At 39.7% G+C, this 26,556-nt stretch carries 22 protein-coding genes; 13 read left to right on the top strand and 9 right to left on the bottom strand.

All coding sequences use genetic code 11. The features are described 5' to 3' along the window. Positions 1-84: 84 nt before the first annotated feature. The 3 genes from AYR53_RS02425 to AYR53_RS02415 all read right to left on the bottom strand — a co-directional run bounded on the left by AYR53_RS02425 (position 85) and on the right by AYR53_RS02415 (position 3,431). Entirely contained in the window at positions 85-1,515 is a 1,431-nt protein-coding gene (locus tag AYR53_RS02425) for an oligosaccharide flippase family protein (protein ID WP_068226019.1), read from the bottom strand. A 15-nt stretch (positions 1,516-1,530) separates the two neighbouring features. Further along, the gene (locus AYR53_RS02420) at positions 1,531-2,409 is read right to left on the bottom strand and encodes a LicD family protein (RefSeq protein ID WP_068279575.1); all 879 of its coding nucleotides are present in this window, start codon (positions 2,407-2,409) and stop codon (positions 1,531-1,533) included. A gap of 437 nt (positions 2,410-2,846) precedes the next feature. Then, the gene (locus AYR53_RS02415; RefSeq protein WP_068226022.1) at positions 2,847-3,431 is read right to left on the bottom strand and encodes a TetR/AcrR family transcriptional regulator; all 585 of its coding nucleotides are present in this window, start codon (positions 3,429-3,431) and stop codon (positions 2,847-2,849) included. Positions 3,432-3,870: 439 nt separating this feature from the next. Between AYR53_RS02415 and spx the strand changes: the two genes are divergently transcribed. Further along, entirely contained in the window at positions 3,871-4,272 is a 402-nt protein-coding gene (gene spx, locus AYR53_RS02410; protein ID WP_068226023.1) for a transcriptional regulator Spx, read from the top strand. A 171-nt stretch (positions 4,273-4,443) separates the two neighbouring features. Here the strand turns inward: spx and AYR53_RS02405 are convergent, their stop codons facing one another. Further along, positions 4,444-5,316, bottom strand: coding sequence for a LysR family transcriptional regulator (locus AYR53_RS02405; protein WP_068226024.1), 873 nt, complete (start codon positions 5,314-5,316; stop codon positions 4,444-4,446). A 126-nt stretch (positions 5,317-5,442) separates the two neighbouring features. On the opposite strand from AYR53_RS02405, the gene AYR53_RS02400 reads away from it, so the two are divergent. The 3 genes from AYR53_RS02400 to AYR53_RS02390 all read left to right on the top strand — a co-directional run bounded on the left by AYR53_RS02400 (position 5,443) and on the right by AYR53_RS02390 (position 8,811). Then, positions 5,443-6,462, top strand: a complete 1,020-nt coding sequence (locus AYR53_RS02400) for a YeiH family protein (RefSeq protein WP_068226025.1) — start codon at positions 5,443-5,445, stop codon at positions 6,460-6,462. Positions 6,463-6,690: 228 nt separating this feature from the next. Further along, a complete protein-coding gene (locus AYR53_RS02395; RefSeq protein ID WP_068226290.1) occupies positions 6,691-8,013 on the top strand; it encodes a replication-associated recombination protein A in 1,323 nt (440 codons plus the stop codon). Positions 8,014-8,394: 381 nt separating this feature from the next. Beyond that, complete coding sequence (locus AYR53_RS02390) at positions 8,395-8,811, top strand: helix-turn-helix domain-containing protein (protein WP_068226026.1); 417 nt, start codon at positions 8,395-8,397, stop codon at positions 8,809-8,811. A 355-nt stretch (positions 8,812-9,166) separates the two neighbouring features. Here the strand turns inward: AYR53_RS02390 and AYR53_RS02385 are convergent, their stop codons facing one another. From AYR53_RS02385 to AYR53_RS02375, 3 genes are all read right to left on the bottom strand, one after another. After that, positions 9,167-9,880, bottom strand: coding sequence for a zinc metallopeptidase (locus tag AYR53_RS02385; RefSeq protein WP_068279578.1), 714 nt, complete (start codon positions 9,878-9,880; stop codon positions 9,167-9,169). A 321-nt stretch (positions 9,881-10,201) separates the two neighbouring features. After that, positions 10,202-10,618: a zinc ribbon domain-containing protein gene (locus AYR53_RS02380; protein WP_068226028.1), complete on the bottom strand. Its 417-nt coding sequence runs from the start codon at positions 10,616-10,618 to the stop codon at positions 10,202-10,204. A 195-nt stretch (positions 10,619-10,813) separates the two neighbouring features. Beyond that, on the bottom strand, positions 10,814-11,509 hold the full coding sequence (locus tag AYR53_RS02375; protein ID WP_068226029.1) for a type 1 glutamine amidotransferase: 696 nt from the start codon (positions 11,507-11,509) through the stop codon (positions 10,814-10,816). Between the two features lie 456 nt (positions 11,510-11,965). On the opposite strand from AYR53_RS02375, the gene AYR53_RS02370 reads away from it, so the two are divergent. After that, complete coding sequence (locus AYR53_RS02370) at positions 11,966-13,522, top strand: glycosyltransferase (RefSeq protein WP_068279580.1); 1,557 nt, start codon at positions 11,966-11,968, stop codon at positions 13,520-13,522. 110 nt (positions 13,523-13,632) lie between these two features. On the opposite strand, the gene AYR53_RS02365 is transcribed toward AYR53_RS02370, so the two are convergent. Continuing rightward, the gene (locus AYR53_RS02365) at positions 13,633-14,856 is read right to left on the bottom strand and encodes an IS110 family RNA-guided transposase (protein ID WP_068222268.1); all 1,224 of its coding nucleotides are present in this window, start codon (positions 14,854-14,856) and stop codon (positions 13,633-13,635) included. A gap of 354 nt (positions 14,857-15,210) precedes the next feature. On the opposite strand from AYR53_RS02365, the gene AYR53_RS02360 reads away from it, so the two are divergent. From AYR53_RS02360 to AYR53_RS02335, 6 genes are all read left to right on the top strand, one after another. Further along, on the top strand, positions 15,211-16,731 hold the full coding sequence (locus tag AYR53_RS02360; RefSeq protein ID WP_068279583.1) for a glycosyltransferase: 1,521 nt from the start codon (positions 15,211-15,213) through the stop codon (positions 16,729-16,731). 85 nt (positions 16,732-16,816) lie between these two features. Further along, complete coding sequence (locus AYR53_RS02355; RefSeq protein ID WP_068226032.1) at positions 16,817-17,197, top strand: iron-sulfur cluster biosynthesis family protein; 381 nt, start codon at positions 16,817-16,819, stop codon at positions 17,195-17,197. Positions 17,198-17,346: 149 nt separating this feature from the next. Next, complete coding sequence (locus AYR53_RS02350) at positions 17,347-17,976, top strand: pentapeptide repeat-containing protein (RefSeq protein WP_068226033.1); 630 nt, start codon at positions 17,347-17,349, stop codon at positions 17,974-17,976. A 257-nt stretch (positions 17,977-18,233) separates the two neighbouring features. After that, complete coding sequence (guaB, locus tag AYR53_RS02345) at positions 18,234-19,721, top strand: IMP dehydrogenase (protein ID WP_068226034.1); 1,488 nt, start codon at positions 18,234-18,236, stop codon at positions 19,719-19,721. A 279-nt stretch (positions 19,722-20,000) separates the two neighbouring features. Beyond that, positions 20,001-21,035, top strand: a complete 1,035-nt coding sequence (locus AYR53_RS02340) for an SMI1/KNR4 family protein (protein ID WP_068279587.1) — start codon at positions 20,001-20,003, stop codon at positions 21,033-21,035. Positions 21,036-21,239: 204 nt separating this feature from the next. Further along, complete coding sequence (locus AYR53_RS02335) at positions 21,240-22,157, top strand: YihY/virulence factor BrkB family protein (RefSeq protein WP_082920423.1); 918 nt, start codon at positions 21,240-21,242, stop codon at positions 22,155-22,157. A gap of 146 nt (positions 22,158-22,303) precedes the next feature. Here AYR53_RS02335 and AYR53_RS02330 read toward each other — a convergent pair whose 3' ends face one another. Then, complete coding sequence (locus AYR53_RS02330; protein ID WP_068226037.1) at positions 22,304-22,585, bottom strand: hypothetical protein; 282 nt, start codon at positions 22,583-22,585, stop codon at positions 22,304-22,306. Between the two features lie 217 nt (positions 22,586-22,802). Between AYR53_RS02330 and AYR53_RS02325 the strand changes: the two genes are divergently transcribed. Together AYR53_RS02325 and AYR53_RS02320 are read left to right on the top strand one after the other, a co-directional pair. Next, positions 22,803-23,144 (top strand): hypothetical protein, encoded by a 342-nt coding sequence (locus AYR53_RS02325; RefSeq protein ID WP_068226038.1) that lies wholly within the window; start codon positions 22,803-22,805, stop codon positions 23,142-23,144. A 531-nt stretch (positions 23,145-23,675) separates the two neighbouring features. Continuing rightward, complete coding sequence (locus AYR53_RS02320) at positions 23,676-26,453, top strand: cation-translocating P-type ATPase (protein ID WP_404802799.1); 2,778 nt, start codon at positions 23,676-23,678, stop codon at positions 26,451-26,453. Positions 26,454-26,556 lie beyond the last annotated feature (103 nt).

The following is a 26,556-nucleotide window of genomic DNA, read 5'->3' as shown; positions in this document are numbered from 1 at the left end:
TCAATTTACAATGGTAATTGTAACACATATTTTTGTAAACGCAACCAGTATGCTTTAAAATTATTTGGATATTCACGTATTAATTTAATTTTTCTTTGGCTTGTGTTTAAGGTAGCCTAGAGCCTCTAAGAAAATATCGGTTTTGAGCAGTAAGGCAACGACCACATAAATAAGTGCGCCAAGGGCAATTTCGATAAGGAACCAAATCAAATGGCTCGGTAGGTGGCTCGCAACTTGCCAAACAATAATACCCATAATTCCACCGGCAACAAAAAATTTCCACAAGTCATGGAACATTTGTTTAAGGTCTAAATTCTTTCGAACAACAATTATCTGGTAGCCAGTCACAAAAATTTCGGTAATTACCGTTGCAACGGCGGCACCATAAACACTAAAAAGTTTAATACAAATGTAATTCGCAATAATGTTAACACCAGCGCCAATTGAAACTGATAAGGTATAGTCACGAACACGCTTAACTGGCAGCAAGTACTGCCGACCAATTGTGTTGTTCCAGGCTATCAGCAGAATTATTGGTGTCTGAATAATCAACAGGATACCGGTAGTCGTAAATTTTGGTGATAAGAACCAAACAATGAATTTAGGTGCAATGGCCGACATACCAAACATTAAAGGAATCGCCAGCGCCGTCACAAATTGAAAAGAACGGTATAGACTACGGTGCACGGCCTCAAGCTTATTATTTGCAAAAAGATTAGCAATATGCGGTAACAAAACGACACTTAGTGAGGTAACGGCAACCATTGCCATATTAATAAACTTGTCAGAATAATCCATATAACCAGCAGCCTGAACGGAAACCATGGCCTTTAACATAGTTTTATTAACCATAATATAAAGTTGCATTGAAATGGTCGGAATAAACAGAATGAATGAAGGTCCAACGTGACGCCAAATATGCAAAGAAGAAAACGGCACTTTCTTTACTAATTTTGGTAGGTAGGGCCAAAGCATTGCGTTACCAACTAAAGAACTGGCGGATAAAATCATAATGTATAACCATAGATCACTAGGTTGATGGATAAAAGTAAAAATCATAATAATCGTAATTATACGAACGACCGAGTTACGCAAAGTCGTTTTTTTAAAATCTTCTAGGCCCATAAAATACCAAGAGATATCAATAGCACCGGCGATTAAACTTAATGACTGCATCAAAAAGAAGAGCCGGTAGTGATGATCAAAGTGTAAAAAAACGAGAAATGCTAGGTAGGCAGCAAAGATAGTGATAATTTGTAATAGTTCAACTTCCCAGAAAATACGTGAGCGTTCCTCCAGATTATCCCGGTGGAAGGCAATTTCCCGATTTCCGTATAAAGTAATGCCTAAAGAGCCAACTAAATAAAAATAAGCCACTATTGAGTTTGTATAGGCATTAATCCCAGCACCAACTGGACCAATTACACGTGCTACGTACGGTACTGTTATTAATGGGGCAATCAACACTAGTAGCTGATAGGACATATTATAAAAATAATTCCGGATAACCTTCATTGTACGGGCGCCTTTCTAGTTGTGCGCTAAAATTGCAATTTGTTCAGGCGTCATTTTTGTTCTTTCAGAAGTACAAGATTTTTGCTTACCATTGGCCGGAACAACGTGAAAGGATTTAACGTGACTAGGGTATTGCTCCGAAGCCGCAGGAGTTTTAGTAATATCACCGTACATTCGTTCTAAAATAGTTGTAGTTCCAACGGGGATTTTCGCCTGTAAACCGCTAAATTTTGTGGGTCTTACTGCCTGAACCTCTTCAGCTGAAGCCCATTCGCGGCCAAACCAATACCAAGAAGCGTAATTAGTAACGGTGGCTGCCTGATTGTTTTGGCGTCTAGTCATTACGCGATAGCGAATCTGCTTTAATGATTTGAGTGAAAACCAGCGGGTTACAAAGTGAATTGGCGCATAAGCAATCTTACCAAACCATGAATGGTAGATGTGGTAATAACGCTCACGAACTATTTGATCAATTAAATGAAAAGCATACTTATCCCAAAGTCGTAGTAGTGAATTATTGGCCAATTTATCGAACGGAATAATATCGACAAAAACAGTCTGGCTACTAAACGTAAAATCTTCTTTAATCTCAGTTTCCTTATCAATGACCTTACTCCAAGTGACACCATAATCAGGGTCTAAATGGTCATTAATAATACCGTATTGGCCGTCCGCGTTAAATCGATTCGTTGCGGCAGCAATAAAGCGATCATACTCAGGTCGTTTCATTGCAACATCAACATCATCATCCCAAGGAATTATTCCATGATACTTAACGGCACCAAGGAGCGAGCCGCCGGATAACCAATAATCTATGTTTTCTTCTTCACAAATATCTATAATCTGACGCAACAAGTTTAGCTCACGTTGATGTAATAATTTTAAATCCAACATTAATCCCTCAATCTTCTTGTCTACTCTTACTACTTTATTTTATATTTTAGCACCAAACAGTACGTTCGGCTACACATTGTAGTCGAACAAGACCGATATATTCTTATTTTATATTTATCTGAAAAATAAAGGGTTTACAATCCAGTATTGCGTTAAACTATTTAATGAAATTAAGTACACAAGGGGAGTATCCGTAAATAGTTATGTAAATTATTCGACCATAAAATAAAGGAAAAAGCCGGGACAAAAGTCCTAGCCTCTTATTGTTTCCGAACGTTATTCTAGAACGTGCGCCAAAAGTCTGAGTTCACATGCCTAACTACTACCGCCAATCCAATAACCATAGTACGGGTATTGGATTGGCTTGCGTTACACAGTGAACCCCAAAACAGACTTTTGTCCACTCCCTTCTTCCTTTATTCTTTCCCAAATATTTCCTAGTTAAATTCGTTAACTAACAACGATTGGGTATGATTAATGTTGTTTAGTAGTTGAATAGTTGATGTTTGCCATTCTTGAGCGGTGGGGATGTCCTGCGTAAATAAAAACCGCAGCGGCATAACGAGCTGATTGGCAAAAATATAGGCAGTAACGTGGTCAGTTAAGTGTTTGGCCAAAATAGTATCAGCGATAGTTTGTTCATAAGCTGACCACATTTTAAGTAGGCGTCCTTGCAAGGTTTCATTGGTTACCACTAATTTAATTAGTTGGTTCATATCACGCCAAAGATCACCTTGAGATGCTAGATGGATCAGCGTCGTTTGGTAGGCCGGCCAAATATTACCAATTGAGGTTTGCTGCTGAATAAGGTGTCTGATTAGTGAAAGCAATTCGTCCTCATTATAAAAAACGATGTCGTCCTTGGTCTTAAAATAGGTAAAAAGTGTTTTTGGTGCAATACTAGCCGTTGCAGCAATTTGCGCCACTGTAACGTTGGCAAAGCCGTTTTCTTTAAATAATTTTAGGCCATTCTCTGCGATTTCTTGTCGCTTTTCTGCCTTTTTCCGTTCACGTAAACCCATTTGTTTCCCCCATAATTATTTTTATTCGAAACCCAACTGCTAAAATAGTAAGCTGATGACATTTTTAAGTCAAATTTAAATGAGAGTTGTTTCATTTAGTGTTCATACGGACCTTGTTCTGCAGGCCAGATTGCCAGGAGCACGAACAAACTATTTAAGGTTATATCGCTTATTTGTTGTTGAGAAATAACCAGCGGGTCAGGCCGGTATCGTTTTTATTTATCCTGAAGTAAAATTATAATGTCGGCTTGGCACAATAATTAGGGCCACTTTCAAAATAAGTTATTTAATGAAAAATTAAAAACAAACTTACCGAAATCTATTGCTTTTTAGTAAGTAAATGTTATACTTACATATAGTAAGCAGGCTAAAACAGGCTTTATCTAATTCATAAAGTAGTTTTAGTTTGTTAATCTAAACTGACAAAGGGGCGTTTAAAATGACTGTTCAACTTTATACGTCATCAAGCAATGCATCTAGCCGTAAAGCGCGTGCATGGTTTACTGATCACAAGATTCCTTTTACGGAACGTAATATTATTGCGCAACCGTTAACTCAGGATGAAGTGAAACGTCTGCTGCGTCTGACCGAAAATGGGTCGGAAGATATTGTATCAACACGTGCTAAGATCTTCAAGAAACTTAACGTTGATCTAGATGAGATCTCAACTAGTAAGTTGATTGAGCTCATTTCGCAGCACCCGGATTTACTCAAACGGCCGATTATGTTTGATGAGAAACGATTGCAAGTTGGCTATAATGATGAAGAAATTCGTCGGTTCTTACCGCGGGAAACCCGAAAAATGGAAATGTTAAAAGTACGTTCACGCTTGGCGATTTAAAACAAACCAAAAGCGGGCTAAAAGGTAGACTTTATGAATGACACACTGACCAGATCGTTGATTGATTTGGTGAGCGGAGTGCTTCTGACAAGTTGCTACCTTTTAGCCCACTTTTTTTATTGGAATATTAAGTCGTTAACGTGCCGAGATTCGTTGGGTAAGTGCTTAATGTTAGTTACTTAATTTTTTTGCAATTTCCGTATAATATTTTGCAAAATAGCTCTCTTTTAAAAAGATTAAATTAATTGGATGAGTAATTTTAAAACCGTCTAGGGGTAATTCCACCAGTGTGCTTTTATCTAATTCTGACTTGATAAGCGATTTGTACATAAAACTAATCCCAACGTCACTTTTTAGTAACTCAATGATTGTTGTTGGATTGGCAATCTCAATCTGTTGATTAAACTCATTAATTTGATAATTTTGGGTTGCCAGCCAATTAGCAAAAATGGCTCTTGTGCCGGAACCACTTTCTCTAATTAAAAGTACTTCAGGTAATAAGTCGGCGATTGTGATTGTCGTTTTATCCAAGAGTGGATTCTTTTGACTGGTAACACCGATAAATTCTTCGTTTTGAATAGTAATTGCATCAAACTCGTTTTTATCAAAATTACCCTCAACAAGACCCAACTCAACCTCACCTTGGCGCAAGGCAGTTAGAATTTCAGCAGTATTATCAATCAGTGTGTGAATTTTTGTCGTTGTGGGCAGTAAATTTTTAATCAGTCGTGGCAACAAGAACGTGCTGAGGGAATACGTCGCGCCAATTTTGATTATTGGTTCTTCAGAGTTAGTCCTAATCTGCTGCAAGACGTGTTCATTTTCCAGCAAAATTCTATCAACATATTGAACTAATTGTTCACCGGCGCTGGTTAAATGAATATGGACGCCATTTTTGGCAACCAATTTAACTTCTAATTCTTGTTCTAAATTGCTGATTTGCTGTGAGACGGCCGGTTGGGTAATAAATAGGTGTTGTGCTGTTTTAGTATAGGAAAGCGTTTTGGCCAAAACGGCCAGTGTTTTATAACGGCGATCAAGCATATTAAAATTCCCCCTGCGTTTATTATAAGTAAAATTTATCTAACAACAATAAATACTAATTTTTACTTATCTGATTAGCATGATACGCTAATAACGCACAAACGACGACATCAGGGGGAGAGAAAAATGACTATATTGAAAACACGTAGTTTTTATTTAGCGGCGTTATTAACGTTGATCTGTTCAATTTTGGGAACGCTATTAGGTGGATTGCCTTACTTAAATGTGATTGGTGCGTTAGTGATCGCATTAATTTTGGGAATGTTAATGCAGCTTCATCAACCGACGATCATCCGGGCCAAGTCGGGAATTGGTTTTATTTCAAATAAATTTTTACGACTTGGTATTATTTTGTTAGGGTTTAAATTAAACCTAATTGACTTGGCACATGCAGGAGTCAAAACTATTTTATTAGCAGCCATTATTGTGACTTGTACCATCACCATCGGTTATAATATTGCTCGTAAGATGGGCGTTGAACCGCAACTTGCAATCTTAGCGGCCAGTGGGACTGGCATCTGTGGAGCGGCCGCAATAATGGGAATCTCACCACAAATTCAAGTTCCGGCCGGTCAAGAAGAAAAGAAACGAGAAGATGAAGTTTTAGCAGTAGCGATCGTTGCTATCTTGGGAACAGTCTTCACTTTAATTGAAATCGGTATTCGACCATTGCTCCAGATGACGCCAACTCAATTTGGTGTGTTGACAGGCGGTTCACTACATGAGATTGCCCATGCAGTTGCAGCGGGTGGGTCTAATGGTCCAGTTAGTTTGGACACGGCAATTATTACCAAGTTATCACGGGTGCTAATGTTAGCTCCAGCGGCATTAATTATCGGAATTTGGTATCAAAAAAAGATTAATCGGCGCCAAAATTCGGGCTCTCAAAAATTACCTATTCCGTGGTTTATGCTTGGTTTTATTATCGCTAGTGTGCTTGGAACTTTCGTACCACTTGGTGCAACTGCATTGGCCTGGTTGGTTAAACTGGCCTATCTAGTTTTAGGAATGGCAATGGCTGCTCTGGGAATGAGTGTTAATTTCAACGTCATCTTACATCGTGGTCGCAACGCACTAATTTCGGCTACGTGCACTTCCGTTATTTTGTTAACCCTCATGATTGTTGTCAGTAAGTCACTATTTTAAATAATATTATTTCAAGCCGTAACGTAGGTAATTTATGTTGCGGCCTTTATTTGTCTTTCGAATACTGTTGCTATGCCCAGGGCCGAGTAGCTTATTTTTTATACCTATTTTTCGGCTACGCTACCTATGACTATCTGTCGCGGCCAATAGTTGGTATGATAAGGGTGATCGTGATTTGTTCGTTAATAGTTAGGTTGACTGGTAAAAGTGAGAAAGGATCTGAGCAAGATCGAACAAGAATCATTATTTAATCAAAATGAAAAAAATCAACCGCTAGCTAATCGTGTCCGACCGACTAATTTAGATAACTTTGTTGGTCAGCAGCAATTGCTTGGCCCAGGGAAGGTTCTTCGCCAGTTGATTGACCATGATCAAGTGACCTCAATGATTTTTTGGGGACCACCAGGTGTTGGAAAAACGACGTTGGCACGAATTATTGCGCGGCGGACCAAAGCCACTTTTATTACTTTTAGTGCAGTGACAACCGGCATTAAGGATATAAAAAAAGTGATGAAACAGGCAGACGAAAACCAGCAATACGGCGAAAAGACAATCTTATTCTTAGATGAAATTCACCGTTTTAATAAGGCGCAGCAGGACGCTTTTTTACCTTACGTTGAAAAGGGGAGCATCACTTTAATTGGTGCCACAACAGAAAATCCGTCATTTGAAATTAATTCGGCCTTGCTGTCGCGCACGAAAGTTTTTGTGCTAAAAGCTTTGACGACAGCCGATATTAAGCAGCTATTGCAAAATGCACTTAATGATCCTCGTGGTTTTGGCAAACAGCAGATTGAACTTAGTGATGAAGTGCTGACAATGATTGCGGATTTTGCTAACGGCGATGCCCGAATGGCACTGAATACTTTGGAAATGGCCGTTCTAAACGGTGAGCAAACTGATGATAAAATTGTACTGACTAAAGAGGCCGTTGTGCAGATTACTGCCAAAAAATCGTTACTTTACGATAAACATGGCGAGGAACACTATAATTTAATTTCAGCCTTGCATAAGTCAATGCGCAATAGTGATGTTGACGCAGCAATTTACTGGCTGGCTCGAATGTTGGAAGCCGGTGAAGATCCATTATACGTTGCAAGACGGCTAGTTCGGTTTGCTAGTGAAGATGTAGGGATGGCTGATAGTCGGGCCTTAGAGATCACTGTTGCGGCCTTTCAGGCGTGCCAGTTTATTGGAATGCCTGAATGTACAGTTCATTTAACCCATGCTGTTACTTATTTAGCACTAGCGCCGAAATCGAATGCACTGTACACGGCGTATGAGGCCGCAAAGGACGATGCTTTACATCATTTAAGTGAGCCGGTGCCGCTACAAATTCGGAATGCACCAACGAAGCTCATGAAAGACCTGGATTATGGCGCCGGTTATCAGTACGCCCATGATGCCAAGGATAAATTAACCACTATGCGTACAATGCCTGATTCATTGCGTGATCGCCATTATTATCAGCCGACGACCGAGGGTTCTGAGGCAAAAGTAAAACAGCGCCTAGAACAAATTAAGGCTTGGCACGCCGAACATGATGAATAAAGCGTAATTTAATATTGAATGGCAGTGGCTAGGCGCGTTTACATTAAATTAGTAATACTACTAAAAGTATTTCCCAAACACGGCCTAGTTATGTCATTCATTGTTACTAAATATCTATTTAGAATAGGCCAACTACTGGAGACAGAATTTTTTGTTTCCAGTTTTTTGTGTTTTAAAGTGGACTCATTTTAGTGATCTAGTTTAATGGCCTACATAATTTACCCTTTAGTGATCAGTTAAGAACACTGTTATAACAGGAAACGCAACTAATAATTGCGCAATTTCCAGTTTCTAGTTGCCCTAAAGCACGGAATATTTTCTTGTTATTGGTGAATTCTGTTGGCATACTAAATGTAATTCAAAGAAGGCAGGGAGGATCTTATGACAACAGTCGTATTTGCGCAACAGCTTAGAAAGTTACGGAAAGAAAAGGGACTATCACAGGATAATATTGCGGCAAAGCTCTATATTTCTCGGCAAGCAGTTTCACGCTGGGAGAGTAAGGATGCCACACCTGATTTAACCAATTTAGTTTTGTTGGCCGATATCTTAGATGTTGGATTAGATGAATTAATTTTGGGACAAGAACAATCCAAAAAGAACGTGAATTCAGAGAAAGTTGAGGCCAGTAATAATGATTACGTTGTTAATCCGACTACTGGTGTTTATAAACATAAGCGACCAACTAATTTTTGGGAATTTATGGCCAGTTATTGGTGGGTGATTTTTGCGATTGGTGGTTGGTTAACTTGGTTTCTCCCGATAATTGTGCGCGAAGTTTTCAAGGCCATGCGGTAAGTTGAGCGAGATTCGATGGGTATTCAACACCTTTCGAAATAATTACGCTGGTGAATCCAATTATTTTGAAGATAAATAATCCTTCAGCACGTTAGTTTAATTGGTCTTTCAGTACCAGAAAAAATAAAAGTTTTTGGCCACTCTTTATAGGTGGTGGAATTTATCGCTATATAAAAAGTTAAATTAACAATGTTTTGAAAAATATTAGAACAAAAAAAGGCTGGGACAAAAATCCTAGCCTCTTTTGTTTCCGAACATTACTCTAGAACGTGCGTCAAAAGTCTGGGCTTACATTACGCACGTGAACCCAAAACTGACTTTTGTCCCACTCCCACTAGATGTGTTTAAAGATAGGTTAATTATCGTTGCGGTTACCGCCAAACAATAGAACCAAACGTAATAATTGGAGGAAGGTCGATAGTGCAGCCGCCACATAAGTCAATGCTGCAGCTGTAAGGACCTTCCGAACCATTGGGACTTCCTCACTGGATAGAACGCCACCTTCAGAAAGAATGGTCAAAGCACGATGGGAAGCGTTAAATTCAACTGGTAACGTCACTAATTGAAAGAGCAATGCTAAAGAAAAAGCTGCAATACCTAGATTAATCAGTGTTTGGTTCCAACTCAGTAAAACGCCAATTAAAATAATTGGGAATGCAGCCGTTGAACCAATATTGGCCAACGGGACAATTGCAGTTCTAATGCGCATTGGCCAATAATTTTTCTTATCTTGGACAGCATGACCACATTCATGGGCCGCAACGCCAATCGCGGCGACTGAGGTTGAATCGGCGGTTGCTTCGGAAAGGCTGAGTACCTTAGTTTTACCATTATAATTATCGGTTAAATTACCACTGATTTTTTGGACACCGACGTCACTAATACCTGATTGTTGTAGGATATAGTTAGCGGCATCAGTACCGGTAACGCCACTTTGACTGCGATATTGATCATAATGTTTAAAGGTTCGGTTAACGTAGCTCGAAGCGACCATTGAAATGATAAGGCCAATAATTACTAAAAAGTGGGTTGGGTCCCAAAAAAAAAGGAAACATCTAATCAGCTCCATTCGTTAATCAGTTATTAGGGTGTGTTTGAAAAAGCGTTCAGCCTCTACTTTGCAATTGCGGATAATTACTAGCTTCGCTGCCGCTGTCGATTGAACTAGGATAATCCGAAGTAATTGCAACCTAGACCGCTAAGTATCCTGATGCACCATCCGGTTTCCATTTGACTACGGCAAAATTAGCAAGGGAGCACAGGGACAAGTTTCATAACTGCCCGTGACTAAGTCCGTCTTGGTCACCGCAGAAAACTGCTTTTTCAAGCACGTTTACACTAAATTACTCAAGAAAATACTAGTAAAAGTATTTTCTAAATATAATCTAGTTTACGTTCGCGCGCGAAACTGGTTGCGACACTTGGGACAAGTTATCTTAATTTTACCTTTGCCCCGGGGAACGCGAATTCTCTGGTGGCAATTTTTACAAGTGAAAAAGCGGTATTGCTTGCGTTGTTGCCATTCGTGGTAGCGCCGGCGAGTTGGTTTGGTTAACCAAGCCGTTCGTTGTTGAAATTTAGTGTTTTCATGAGCGCGCTTATAAATATTGCGTGAGAAAATCCGCCAATAGGCGACAATCAGCACTAAAAGGCCAAGCAAGTTCAGCCAAATTGTGTGAACAAACATGGTCAATAGAATTAATATCAGACCACAAGCAATTAAAAATTTATTCAAACTATCCATAATACCGTAACGACCGCGCATAAATTGAGCGACTTTGTAGAGCCATTTTGGTGGTTGTTTCAATATAATCAGCCTCCCCTTTTTGCTTAATAGTGACACTATGCCAAATAAAAATTGAAAAGTCATCGGGCGAAAGAAGGAGAGTGGGAAAAATGGTAACTGGGATTATTTTGTAACAACCTTAAAAGCTGATGAAGATAGTGATCAGTTTTCGCACCGTTAGCATAGATAGTTAACTCAATGTTTCATTGAACACTATTATTCAGTCATTGTTACTTGTGTTCTTGCTTGATAATTCTGAATAATCATTTTAGCGATTGCGTCAGCAACATTGATATTTTTTAAAATTGGGCCGTGAGAGTAACTGCCAATCGTATTTTTATACCGCATTCCCTCAACGTGATCTTCTGGATTGTTACCAAAGCCTTCGATCATTTTACCAAGTGGCTTTAACTTATTTTTATCGTCAAAGTAAGTTCGGCCGCTGTGATTTTCAAAGGCCGCAACGGTTCCCCACTCAGTCTCGTATTTAGTGTCACCAATCATGCGTGCATCGGCCTTGAAAACAGTATGCAGCGGTAGGATACCTAACCCCTTGATGGTCGTTCCATCACTGGTTTTATAGTAGTCACCGAGTAGCTGGTAGCCGCCACAAATAGCCAACATTGGTTTGCCGGCTTCAATGTAATTACGAATTGTTTCACCGTGGCGAGGTAAGTCCTTAGCAACAACGGTTTGTTCAAAGTCCTGACCGCCGCCAAAAAACAGAAAATCATAATTTTTGGCGTCAAAGGTCTTGGTATCGATACTAACATTATCTACTTGGACATTAAAACCTTGTTGATTGAGTAAGTAACGTAAGACCTTAACATCACCAGAATCACCATACGTATTCATGAGATCTTCATAAAGATAGGCAATTTTAATTGCTTCTTTATTAATATTTTCAGTCATTTTTTCACCTTATTCCAATTATCTAACCTGCTAAAATCATAGCACATAGGGCCGCTCCTAGTCACGTGATTAGTGAAGTGATGACCATAATCTGAACGTGCTTTTTATCAGTGGCACAGTCTTAACGTGTTTTAAATGGTGGATTTTTGAATGTCACTTTGAGGGTGTTTGCAAATTACTTCTTTCTAGAAGCGTTATAGTGCACCTCACGTTGTTAATTGAACTATTATTTTATGTTAGTTGTGAATTATTTGTAAGACGCACAAATAACCTTTCTAGTTGCACCACGAGCCTACAAATTTTGGTCTAGTACGTAGCTGGCAATAACTCTCAATCGCAGAGTAGAAGCTAAGTGCTTTTTCAGGCACTAATTAATTTGTCCGAAAGCTTTTTCCTGTTTAACTGCTAAGTGGGGTAAAATGAATCTAAATAAGCGAGTTAGTTTGGAGAAAATTAATGTATTATTTTATCAACACAAGCTTTAATCAAAAAAAATCAGGAATTGAACACGCACAAATGAAGCGATTGGCCTTGTTTAAGAATCATGGTGCCGCCGCGCAAATTGTTACGCGTTTTTTTTCGTTGACCCTCCACAAAACACTGCAAGATGCTGGATTAGTAGATACAGACATGGTTAACTTGTTTGATTTTTTTCAGGATAGCTTAACTTTTAAAAAGCGTTCGTTTAAGCTTGCCGACCTTGCACTTAATGCTAATTTACAGGTTATACCTAATGATGATGGTCATAGTTACCTCGTCAAGGATGGCGCCCGGCTTGTGCAGCGTATTCGGCTGCGGGCCCCAGAGTACACGGACGTTGAAACCATTTGGACCTTTGACCGCTACAATAAATTGGTTAAATCACAGTGGTGGGATTGGCGTGGTTTTATGGCGTTAGAACAATGGTATGACGTTGATGGTCAAGTTACGGTTGAGCTGGTATTTGCGCCTAGTGGTAAGCAAATTTACCAAACATTTCACACTAAGGATCAGCACGGTAAACTGGTAAATTCGTTATACCGGATTAATGATTGGCACGGTCATGAGTATTCCTTCACTGGAGAACAGGCGCTAATGCGTTTTTTCTTGGACGAGTTGAATAAAGCCAACCGGCAGAAAAACGTTTTTGTGGCCGACCGTGCCTTTGAGCTATCTTGGTCACTGCTAAATATGAAAACGCGGGCCTTTAAACTATTACATTTACACGCTAATCACTTAAATAACCCCAATAATCCCGTGACTGCTAATCTAAATTATAATTACGAGTACGCGATTAAAAATCGACATAGTTGGCAGGGAATCATTGTGCCCACGCAACAGCAACGGGAGGATCTCATCACACGTTGGGGTGACCAAGTGCCAATTTACACTTTGCCGGTTGGCGTTGTTAGTCGGCAAACGTTAGCGGCACCACCAGTACCTTGGAACACACGCCACGTTGGCCAAATTATTATGGTAGCGCGACTATCACCGGAAAAACAGCAAGAAAAGGTTATTGCGGCCTTTGAACAGATTCACCAGCGCGCACCTCAAGCGCGCTTAGCATTTTGGGGATACGCCAACGGCCAAGAAGGAACACGTTTAAAAAAATTAGTGACGAAAAAAAAGCTTCGTAATTTAGTAACCTTCCACGATTATACGCGTGATATTGCTGCGGTTTATAATCAAGCGCAGATTTTAGTTTTAGCATCCCGTTCGGAAGGCTTTTCATTGGCAATATTAGAGGCACAGTCCCACGGCTTACCTTGCGTTTCTTTTGCTGCAAAGTATGGACCGCAGGATTTAATTAGCGATGGGGTTGATGGCTATTTAGTGCCAGTTAATGACATTAGCGCGCTGGCGAATACCGTGGTTAGATTACTTAATGACGATGATAAAATGCAACAATTTAGTCATAACGCCTATTTGGCAGCAAAACGTTTTTCTGAAGATACCGTTTGGACAAAATGGCAGGTTGTTTTTCAAGCGGTTCAACGATTCTACAAGACTTGTGGTCAGAAGTCAAGTAGGTGATACGTAAAATATTGATAGTTCTAATTGTGAGGAGAGTATACTTCCCCCAGCCCAGTGAAGTACAAAAATTCACTGGTTAGAAACTTGCAATGTTAGCGATGTTCGTCGCGCTAGACCAATTTAGGAGGCGTGTACAGTTTATGTTCAGTTAGTAGATTAATAATTAACCGAACCAGCTTCCTAGCGGTCAACACACAAGCTCGACGATGTTGATACTTTGGTACCTCCCGGAACTTCTTCTGGTAGTACCTGGCATAAGTGGGATCATAGCGCCTTACTGAGTTGGCAGCTTCAACTAAGTAATAACGTAGGTATTGGTTACCACTTTTGGTTCGCGGCGTTAATTGTCGCTCATGATTTCCTGATTGACTGCGTTGCCATGATAAGCCAGCGTAGCCGGCGAGACTAGCATCATTGGGGAAACGGTCAATTTGGCCGATTTCAGCCAGTAATCCGGCCGCATACACTGGTCCAATTCCCGGAATACTTTGGAGTGAGTCTGCACCTGAAATGACCGAGCACAGATCAGAAATGCTTTTATTTAACAGCTTTAGCTGTTGATTAAGCATCCGCAACTGATTAGCGTACATGGCCAATACTTGATCAACGGAATCGGCAACCGTCTTGCTAAGCCGATAAGAACTTCTAATGGCTTTCTTCAGTGCTTTGGCAACACTTTTGGCATCGCCAAACCGGCCATGAGATAAATGATTTAGCTCATCAGTTAAGGCTGACAAGGGTATCTGAACCAGGTCATCTAGGGAATACTTCTCATCACTCAGAATGCTAAGCATGGTTGACCCAAAGACTGAGGTAGGCAAGACCGTATCGATGGTGTTCACCTTGTAGTACAGGTTATTTAAAAAGTGATTTTTACAATCATTGATCTGATGGACTAAGTGGTATCGTTCCCGGGTCAAGCGTTGTAAAGCGATGTGCTTTTCATCGCGGGTAACCGGAACTTGATACCGGCCGATCCGTAAGAAATCGGCAATGTGAAAGGCATCAACGGTATCGGTCTTATCATCATCAAATAACTTACTGTAACGGTGCGTCACTTTAGGATTCAAGGTGACCACAGTCACGTTTAACTGATTAAGGCGATCATCTTGTTCAAAGAACAAGGTTGGGTGGAAATTATAAACTGAGGTTGCTTCCATGCCGATAATAATTTGGTCAGCTTGCTGAGACCGCTTTAAAATCTCATCACGAATATGACCGGCCCCCTTCGGGGTGTTTGTTACTTCACCTTGGAAACACACTTGCTTATTTGAATCCATTCCACAATAATCAAGCTTCAATTTTGAAACATCAATACCAACATTCAAGTTCATTGATTCAGACCTCCTTTCCGTTCTTATTTTGGATAGGCTTGGGTGCTGTGTGATACTCCCTAATTATGAATCTTCAGAACATCCTCGCAATTTATGAGTAGACAAGTCATCCAATGACTAGCTGCTTGATAGAACGCGAGCTATCAAAATCATCAGCTAACACTACAGCTTGTGGTTTGAACTTAAACAATTCATCTGGGCGGCATTCTTAAAATGTAGATAAACTACAGGAGGCGAAAGCCTATACCAGTTGGATCCGAATCCAATGAACAATTAGAGAATATCACACAGCATCCAAACAGCGAAGCTGGTCAATACTTGAATACATTTTTAATAATACGAGGAGGCGTGAGTGTGCTTTATTTTGTTAATGATTATTTTGTTGCTCTAAATTCAGGAATTGAGCACGCAGAAATCAAGCGCGCTCAATTATTTAAACACCAAGGGATCGCGGCCAAAATTGTTACCCAAAGTTATAATTCAATGCAGTACGCCAATAAAATGCGCTTTGGACTAAGTCAAGATCAAGTCATTAATATGTATGATTATTTTCAAGGAATAGTTGATTTAATACCTAAGGCCAATAAACGACCAACGATTGCAACGCTGAATTTGGCCGCCGATTACAATGTTCTACCAGGCAATAATGTGAGCCGTGTTTATGATGGTGATCGCTTGGTGATGGACGTTCACTTTATAGACGGAACGGTTGGTCAATTGGGGTACGTGGATCTTTTTGATCAGTTTGGGAAAAAAGTATTGCGGGTACTTTGGGATTATCGCGGTTTTAAATCACGGGAAGAATTCTATAGTGGAAATGGTGATCTAGTTGGCCGAATTACGTATAATCCGGCTGGAAAACGAATAGTTGAAGAGTATTTTGCGCTTAATAAAGATAATCAACTTTATCTAAGTTCACTTCAGTTAGTGAATTATCGGCAGCAGACGCTTTATTTTACTAGCCATACTTCGTTATTTAGTTTCTTTTTGGACGAGCTTAATCGTCAAGGTGGTGATCAGGCAGCATTTATTGCGGATCGGCCAGGGATTGCTTACGATGCTGTTTTGGCGATGCAAACTAAGGCGCCCAAGTACGTTAGTATTCCAACCACCCACACGGTCAATCCAAAGGACCAAGTCAGTGCTGATTTGGCCGGAATTTATGCCAATGCACTAGTTAAACAGGTTAATCAGCTAACTGGGATAATTGTAGCCACGGAGGCGCAAAAACAAGATTTACTCAGTTGGTTTGGGGGCAAACATTCACCGGTGTCGGTGTTTGTTATTTCGCAAATTGTGGTGCCGGATCAGATTGCGCAGGCAGCACCGGTACTACTGGCTAAGCGGCACTACCATGAGGTTATTGTTGTTGGCCATTTAACTAAAGAACGGCAAACTGATCAGGTTATAACGGCATTTCAACAAATTTATGAGCTAGTACCTGACGCACGATTATTGATTTACGGTTATGGTGATCAGCAAAAAGCACTAACTGAACAAATTAAACAGGCTGGTCTGGAAGATGTTGTTTTTTTAAAGGGCTATCAACCAGATTTACGGCAAGTTTATGACCAGGCCTGGCTTTATATCAATACTTCTAGTGGTGACTCGCAACCACTAGCATTGGGTGAGGCTTTAAGTCACGGCGTACCGGCAATTGCTTATCGATTTAATTATGGGCCCGCGGATTTAATTCAAAATGGTGTTAATGGTTATTTAATCGAAAATGATGATATTTCTAAGTTGGCCCAGCAGATGTTACATGTATTAACGGATGATTCACGTTGGCAAACACTGAGTCATAATGCTTATATTAGCATGGCTGCCTATACTGAAACTAACGTCATGGCCAAGTGGCAATTTATTTCTAAATAATAAGTAAAAATTGTTGCATTTTTTGTGTTTTGAAAGCATGATAACTGTGAAATTAGGATTAACCAATCAACTGGAGGTGCTTGTTATGCAGATTAAGTTTGACGAAGCTTCATTGACTAAACTTCAACCACATTTGGGAACAGGGAAGAAGTTATTATTAACTTTTGAAGATGGTGTCGGGCCCTATTCACAGCACGCGATGATTCATATGCAGGTTCAGTTCACGTTAAACGTTATTAGTGAGGGTATGGCGACAGAGGGCTATGACCAAACGATTAGTAGCAATTTAGGCGACATTTTAGTTAAAGGCTATTCAATGGATAGTTTGGATGAAAATATGGCGGTACATTTGAATCAAACGCTGGATACCATGTTATTGTCTGGCGATATTGGTTCAATCGATGATAATATGGGCTTTATTGATTTTACAACTGCTGATGGGGTAAAAAAGAATCCAGCACGTTAATTACTATAATTTAAACAGTGAAAGCCAGTTTGTCGTTGAAAGCTTTAATTATGAAGCCAACGGTAAACTGTTTTTTTATTAACTGCTGGTGTATTCACCTTTTAAAATACTATAATAGAGTCACTAAAAAAATTTGAAAAGGTGACAAAATGAAGCGAATGCCAGCAAACGTAACCGTTAATGAAACCGATGCACAATTGAATCAGATAGAACCAGAAGAGGCCTTCAGTCAAAATCAATGCTTTGATACGCAGCAATTAGAGCAAGAAGAATTTGTAGGAAGTTACTTTAAGGAAGTTATTTTTAAAAATTGTGTTTTTAACGAAATCAATTTTGTTCGCTTGAGTTTGCACAACGTTATCTTTGATCACTGTGAGCTACTGAATAGTGAATTGATTGGTGCAGGAATGCAGCGGGTTGAGTTTCAAAACTGTAAATTAACGGGCAGTAATTTTGCCGACAGTGTTTTGCAGGATTGCCTTTTCGATAACTGTAAGGCCGACTACACAAGCTTTTCTGGTGCAAAGTTTAAACGACTAAACTTCCTGAGCAGTAATTTGATGAGTGCTGATTTTAGTTTTCTAAATTGGCAGCAGCTAGAATTTACTGACTGTCAGTTAATGGCGGCTAATTTTTTATCAACGCGACTTACTAAACTGAAGCTCAAATCGAATCAAATTGATAGCGTTAAGGTAACGGCGCAGTCGTTGGCGGGTCTGATTGTGGCGCCAGAACAAGCAGTTGATTTGTTGCTGGCGATTGGAGTTAAAGTGGATTGAATTCCGCAGGCAACTAGTTTTTAACTAGGAGTTAATGATGAGCTTACGTTGGTCCGAATAGCAAAGAATAGCTTTTTTGAAAACATAGCAAAAAACGATCAATTAAAGAATATATTAATATAACGATCCGGATAATCCGAACTTAAATTAAGTAACATTCACTTTTGTTTATGAAAATTCGCTAAAAAGCAATTGACGGATCAACTTTTATCTGTTAAGTTAGTCGGTAATAAAATTATAAGGAGTGGATAACCATTATGTCTAATTGGGACACAAAGTTTGCTAAACAGGGCTACACATTTGATGATGTACTATTAATTCCAGCTGAAAGTCACGTTTTACCACACGATGTCGATGTGAGCGTTCAATTAGCAAAGAATTTGAAGCTTAATGTACCAATTATGAGTGCCAGTATGGATACTGTTACAGAATCTAAAATGGCAATTGCCATGGCACGTCAAGGTGGACTTGGGGTTATTCATAAAAATATGACAATTGAGCGTCAGGCGGATGAGGTTCGGAAGGTTAAGCGATCCGAGAGTGGGGTTATTGTTGATCCGTTCTTCTTAACGCCTGATCGGCCCATTCAAGATGCCGAAAACCTGATGCAACGTTATCATATTAGTGGGGTGCCGATTGTTGATTCGATGGAAGCGCGGCATTTAGTTGGTATTATTACTTTCCGGGATATTCGTTTTGTGACGGATTATACTGGACGGATTGACAGTGTTATGACCAAGCAACAGTTAGTGACTGCACCAGAAGGAACGCCACTAGCTGCAGCGGAACAAATTTTACAAGAACATAAAGTTGAAAAATTACCATTAGTTGACGAAGATGGTCGTCTAAGTGGTTTGATTACGATTAAAGATATTGAAAAAGTAGTGGAGTTTCCTAACGCAGCAAAGGATAAACAAGGTCGTTTGCTAGTCGCTGCAGCAGTGGGTGTAACTAGTGATACCTTTGACCGTGCTCAGGCCTTATTAGATGCAGGGGTTGATGCGATTATCATTGATACAGCCCACGGTCATTCTGCTGGTGTTATTCGTAAGATTAAAGAGATTCGTGAACAATTTCCTGATGTAACTTTGATTGCTGGAAATGTCGCCACTGCAGAAGCTACACGAGCACTTTATGACGTTGGTGTCGATGTCGTTAAAGTAGGAATTGGCCCAGGATCGATTTGTACAACGCGAATCGTTGCTGGCGTCGGTGTTCCACAATTAACTGCCATTTATGATGCTGCAAGTGTTGCTCGTGAGTATGGAAAGACAATCATCGCGGATGGTGGAATTAAATATTCCGGTGACATCGTTAAGGCCTTGGCGGCAGGCGGTAATGCGGTTATGTTAGGTTCAATGTTAGCCGGCACTGATGAAGCACCCGGCGAATTTGAAATTTATCAGGGTCGCCGCTTTAAAACTTATCGTGGCATGGGTAGTATGGCCGCAATGGACAGTACTCATGGGTCATCTGACCGCTATTTCCAAGGGGACGTTAATGAGGCCAATAAGTTAGTCCCTGAGGGTATTGAGGGTCGGGTTGCCTATAAAGGTAGTTTGGCCGATATTGTTTACCAAATGGTTGGTGGCTTACGTGCTGGGATGGGCTACGTTGGTGCGTCCAATTTACAGCATTTGGCTGATGACGCCCAATTTGTTCGAATCTCTGGTGCTGGTTTACGGGAATCACACCCCCATGATGTTCAAATTACTAAAGAGGCGCCGAATTATTCAGTCCAATAATTGAAATGATAATTAAGCGTGGGACAAAAGTCGGTTTTTGGCGTACGTTCTAGAGTAATGATCAGAAATAGTAAGAGGCTGGGACTTTTGTCCCGGCCTTTTTTGAATTAAATGGCATAGAAATTCAGTGATTAAAAAAACTATAATTGATCAGGAATGTACATTTTTGAAGCAAAAATGTACACTTTAGATGACAATTCTTATTAGAGAGAAAAATAAATGCCACTAGGGTGTTTTTCAGGTATGTAAAAAATAAATAAATAGAAGAAGGTGAGCCTATTGGCAAAACGACCTAATCGACAAAAATTGTTAAAAAATAAATTAAAACATTTGCAGCAGGTTAGTGAACACAAGCAACAGGCCAAAGCTAAAGCACAGATTGAAGAGCAACAACAGGCGATGGCAAAGAATCTTGCATTGCTGTCAGATGAGGATGAGCCTAGCCAGCCAATAGACTCACACACCACAACAAACACTAGTTTAGCTGCCGATAGAGTAAACTCAAATTCAAAGGTACCTATAGCGGATACAGAAACCTCCACCCATGTGACTCAAGAATCTGAGAAAGAGGTTTCGCAATCAGTTAAAACAGTACCAAAAGTAATCAAAGAAGAGCAAAAAGTGATTACGCCAATAGTTGCTGCGAAACCAACTGCTACAGCAACGTTATTAAAATCGGCAGGGCAAGCGGCGGATTTAGTTAAAAGTCCTCAAGTGGCTTCCACCGCAGATCCAGCAACATCTAATCTAGTGGCTGAAAGGACAGTAAATGAACCGGCCAATCAGGTATCAAACACTGAATCTGAGCCAGTTGATTTAACGGCCCAGGCTAAAACTAGCGAGAAAATTATGGACAAAAAGGGAAATAGAAGGGGTATTTACTGGGAAATGATCACTCAACAGTTACAACAATGGCTTGTACAGGGAGAAATTACACGCTTACCTCAGTTGCCAATTACCCCTGCTTTATTAGTAGATTTGAACCAAAATTTACCCCATAGGTTACCTAAAAGTTATCAGCAATTTTTGACTGAATTTGGCGCAGTTGACGCATTTGGCTATTTCTTTGCCGGAAAAAGTACAAACCCAGCGGCCGATCTTACTTATTTAAACAAGGCGGTGGCAAATAGTTTGTTACCAGAAGCAACGGCTCCGCGCTTATTGGTTTTTGCAGCCAGTGAACAAGGATTTTTAGCGTATGATTATCGTGAGGAGATTGCCGGTGAACCCATTATTGTTGCCGGTTCTGGCCCGGAGCTACGGCAAGTGGCGATTGATTTCAATGATCTATTAACACAAATGTTGGAAAAATGATTTTTAAGATAGAAGCAGTAGCAATAAAAGTCTGATTAATTTTTATTGAGGCTGCTTTTTATGTGTTTTTCAAACACGACCTAGTTTTAAAACTAAAATGGGCCAATTATCTGACTAGTGTGTGCTAATTAGGATTGGCCAAAGGTTATAGCTACCTCCGTTAACTGCCGCTTGGTATACTGAAATAGATGGGAGGCGAGTGCTATTAATAAGAAAAAAATAAAACGTTGGCAAACTAAGTTACAACCCATAATTGAACAATATCAAGCAGCTAACATTAGTCGTAATGCTGTTGTTGTTGCGTATTATGCCTTACTATCTATTTTTCCCTTGATGATTTTTTTGGGTAATTTATTGCCCTTACTTGATCTCAAAGTTGATGATGTCCTGAAGTACATCAAAGTGTTGGTGCCAGCTAGCATCTACCATAATTTATTACCCCTAATTAAATCTTTTTTGACGAACGGTAATGGTGGCTTGTTGTCGATTGGTGCACTGGTGACATTATGGTCTGCCAGTAAGGGAATCGTTAATTTACGGAAAAGTGTTAATGATGTTTACGGAATTAAAACACCACAAAATGCTTTAATTAGTCGAATAATTTCTGTTTTATTAACGTTAGTTTTTATTTTGATCATGATGGCACTTGTTTTGGCCTTTGGTTTTGGTCAGGATATTTTAAATTATGTAGTCCCACGTTTGCAGTTACCGCCATTGATTTTGCAACTTTTTGCACAGTTAAGGTTACCTGTAGCAGGAATAATGTTATTAATTCTGTTGATGTTACTTTTATACATGATACCAAACGCTAAATTACATTTTCGCTGTATTTTGCCAGGGGCAATCTTGACTGCTGCCGGCTGGTTAATTTTGGCGCAGGTTTTCGCCATTTATGTGCGCTACTTTGCAAGTTCAGTTACTAGTTATGGTGCAATTGGGGCCTTTATTATTCTGATGTTTTGGTTAGATTTTATTGCAGAGATTTTACTACTTAGTTCGTTTGTTAACCGTTTAACGGAAGAACATTTCTATGGCGAAATTAAACCTAGTAAAGGAAAAGTACGTGATTTTATTGAAAATAGGCAACAAAAAAAAGATTCTAAGCCATCAGCTAATGATTAATGGCAGAATCTTTTATTTTTAATCTAAAATTAGAGTGTGTTTCAAAACTTTTTCAAATATATGCAGACTAGTTAGTGGTAGAATACTTAAAAAAATGATTTCGAATCACACTCTAGTTTCATTAATAAGCTATCGTCAATCTATTTTTAGTAACGTTTTTGTGTTTCTTGCAGAACTTCTAGGCGTTGAAAATATTCTTGTTGGGAAATATGGCCAGCAGCAAATTCCTGCTCAAGAATTTCACGGGCCGTTGTTGGCCGTTCTTGGTGAATTTCTTGGCGAACAGTTTCACGTTTACGATTGAAGGCGATGACAGTGATGATGGCGCCAAGCACTACCAAAAGTGTGAGCCAGCCGAAAGCACCCGTACCATTACTCATCATATGCCCAAAACCGCCAGTCACCAAACTTGTACATTGCGTCATCATTATCAAGACCTCGCTTTCTTTAACTCTATTGTAACCCTTATCAATCACTTTAGACGAGCATTTTACTTAAAATTTAAGAATTAATTTAAAAGTCAAATCTTATTAACAAAATTAGATTAAAAACGAATTTCCTAATCCTGTTAGTGATCAATTTTGTTCCAGCATTAAATTATGTTAAGGTAACGATATTATTAACGAATTGGAAAAGGGGATTACTATGTTTGAACCAACAAAAAAGCATCGAACAGCAAAGGAAGTAGCGGAATTATTACCTAAAGAGGTTATTAATTTAATTTGGAATACGTTAAGTGATTTTCGTAAACAAAAGAAGTTAGTACAATCTCCCTTGGCCGTTGCCTTTAGCGATGATTTTGATGCAACAACCATCTACATCCTTATTTTACAAAATAATGCTGGGTTGGCCGAAGAAGTAAAACTAGATTATTCGGGTAATAAAGATTTTCTGGGTAAGGGAACAATCTTAATCGTCAGCGATAAAGCTAAAACAATTTCGATGACGATTAGTGAAGCAAATAAGCAGAATAAAAAAACAAAATAGATACCATTTACTCGTCAATGGCGAGTGACTACCTGATATTAATGTTTAAATTGTTGAATAAGTTGTACTCAAAAAACCAATTTTTGTGTTTGATTATGATCAAAAGGCCCTCTGCTATGCAAACAGTAGGTCGATGCTAGAAGTCTGGGGACTTTTCCAGAATTATTGTTCAAAATTCGAATTATTCTTTAAAACGGTCCTTAAGATGGTTTAAAATCAACTCACTAATTGGTATTTTTTAACGATCCAATCTTTCAGTTCAACTGGGTTCACAGGAACGTTTAAGAAGAGATTGACTTGTTCTACAAAAGCGCTATATTGATGACAAATAGTTCATTTTGATTAGATTGTATTTCAAACTATTTTGAACCTTTTTTTACTAGTAAGTTAGTAAAAATGTGTTTCAGTAGTTGGTGTCTTGAGAATACTTTCTGTTTCGATATGGCTTTTTTGGTGTTTAATTAAGAGCGTGTGCGAATAAAATTTTAAAGGCGTTCGTAATAGAGGGATCTGGGAAATATGGCAAAAGAGATTAAAACGACAGCGCCAGACACGATGAATCAATTGGCGGCCGTTGAGCCAAGCGCTGTTTATAAGAAACTGGGTGTTGATCAAACTGGTTTAACTAGTGCGGCGGCGACCAAGCGACAACAAAAATACGGTAAAAATTTAATTGAAAAATCCGCGAAGGAACCATTGATAAAAATCTTTTTGAGTAATTTTACTAGCGTAATGGCCATTTTACTGTGGGTGGGTGGTTTCATTGCAATTATTGCCCATATGCTTGAGCTTGGAATTGCTATTTGGTTAGTTAATGTAATCAATGGTGTTTTTAGCTTTTGGCAAGAATTTCAGGCCGGCAAAGCAACGGAGGCCTTAAGCCAAATGCTACCGGCGCACGCTCGTGTTTTGCGTGATGGCAAACAAAGTGAAATTTTGGCGGAAGATTTGGTCCCGGGCGATACGATCTACGTTGAAGAGGGCGATAATATCTCCGCTGATGCGCGCTTAATTCAAACAACCAATATGAAAGTTGACCAATCAACCTTAACGGGCGAATCAGCAGCAGTTTCCAAGCGCGCTGATTCCGTTAGTAAATTAAATGTTGGTCACGCAGAATTAAGTAATATGATTTTTGCCGGGACTTCAGTCTCTAGCGGCAGCGCTACAGCCGTTGTCCTTTCCACGGGAATGAAAACCGATTTTGGTAAAATTGCTCGTTTAACTCAGTCAGTGGGTAATGTTGAAAGCCCATTGGAAAAGGAACTAGATCGTTTAACGCGGCAAATCTCACTCATTGCAATTTCGTTAGGGGTCTTTTTCTTCATTGCGGCCGTCTTTTTTGTTCATTATCCGTGGGCGCAAGCATTTATATTTGCACTTGGAATGATTGTTGCCTTTATTCCTGAGGGGCTGCTGCCTACTGTTACCTTGTCGTTAGCGATGGCGGTTAACCGAATGGCTAAGAAGCACGCATTGGTTAAACAATTGTCTAGTGTTGAAACATTGGGTGAGACTTCGGTAATTTGTTCAGATAAAACTGGTACGCTAACGCAAAATCAGATGACGGTTAGCCATTTGTGGTTGCCTAAAGAAGAACTGGAAGTTACTGGGCTTGGGTACGCGCCAAAAGGTAAGATTATTTCTAAGTCAGATGCACAATTTGATGCAACAAAAGATCCAGATGCACAGCAACTTTTACGTGGTGCGGCTCTAGCAAGTAATGCACGTGTAGTGCCGCCGTCACCAAAAAACGATAATTATACGGTTTTAGGGGACCCTACAGAAGCTTGTTTGACGGTTGTTGCTGAAAAGGCAGGGCTGGATCTGACCATGGAAGCAAAAAAGACGCCCCGAATAAAGGAATTACCCTTTGATTCAGTTCGAAAACGAATGACGACCATTCATAGTAATGGGGCCCAAGATTTAACTTACACAAAGGGTGCACCTAATGAAGTTGTTGCCTTGTGTCAGAAAATGCAAGTTAACGGCAAGGTTGTTCCGTTAACGGCAGAAGATCGTGAAAGGATTATGCAGGCAAATGACAATTATGCTAAAGAAGGGTTACGTGTTCTAGCAATTGCTTATAGTGATTTACCTGCCGATCAAGATTTAGATGCTGCCACGATTGAAACTGTTGAAAAGGATTTAACTTTTGTTGGCTTGACCGTGATGCTTGATCCGCCACGACCAGAGGTTAAGGCGGCCGTTGAAGAATGTCACCGGGCAAATATTCAAATTATCATGGTCACAGGTGACTATGGATTAACTGCCAAAAGCATTGCTCAGAAAATTGGCATTGTCCAGGGGGATGATGTTCGTGTTGTGACTGGCCAAGAGTTAAAAACGATGACCGACCAAGAGTTGAAAAAGGCCTTAAGTGGCCAAATCATTTTTGCCCGAATGGCGCCTGAACAAAAATTCCGGGTAGTTTCAATGTTACAAACAATGAACAAAATTGTTGCCGTAACCGGTGATGGCGTTAACGATGCACCGGCTTTGAAGAAGGCTGATATCGGGATTGCAATGGGTGTGACTGGTACTGACGTTGCTAAAGAAGCAGCGGATATGATTTTAACCGATGATAATTTTGCATCAATTGTTCGTGCAATTGAAGAAGGACGGACAGTCTTCAATAATATCAAGAAGTTTTTATTGTATATTTTAAACAGCAATATGCCAGAAGCAACGCCATCCGCTGTCTTTCTATTTTCTCGTGGTGGAATTCCGCTGCCGTTAACGGTTATGCAGATTTTGTCCGTCGATTTAGGCACGGATATGTTACCGGCGTTGGGTCTTGGGACTGAACAAGCTGAATCCGGTATAATGGATCAGCCGCCACGCTCGCAGAACGAGAAGCTACTTAACAAGGGAATTATTTTTAAGGCATTCTTCTGGTACGGCTTAGTTGCCGCAATTATTTCTTTTGGGGCCTACCTATACGTTAATTTTGCTTATGGTTATAGTCTGACCAATTTGGCAACTCACGGTGTTGTTTATCAAGAAGCGACTACCATGACGTTAGCGGCAATTGTTTTCTGCCAGATTGCGGCGGCAATTAATTGTCGAACAATCAACGAATCAGTCTTTAAGGTTGGAATCTTTAGTAATCACCGGGTGCTTTTTGGGATTGTTTTTGAGATTGTCCTATTAGCTTGCTTAATTTACGTACCATTTTTACAAGGTATTTTTAATACAGCGCCATTACAAGTACATGAATGGATTTTCTTGGTTATCATTCCAATACCGTTAATTTTAGTTGAGGAAATTCGTAAATGGGTGGTACGTCGTCGAAGGGCTAGAGCATGATTTAGGAAGGTAAAAGGAGCCTATTTACTGCTAGTTAGCACATTTTAATGCGCTTAAGGCTGTGGCTTGTGCTGTATCAATTAACGATTAAACGTACATGATT

Origin of the sequence: Loigolactobacillus backii (genome assembly GCF_001663675.1) — a bacterium.
GTDB classification, from domain to species: domain Bacteria; phylum Bacillota; class Bacilli; order Lactobacillales; family Lactobacillaceae; genus Loigolactobacillus; species Loigolactobacillus backii.
Note: the sequence above shows the minus strand (reverse complement) of the source record. Positions and strands in the feature narration are given on the sequence as shown.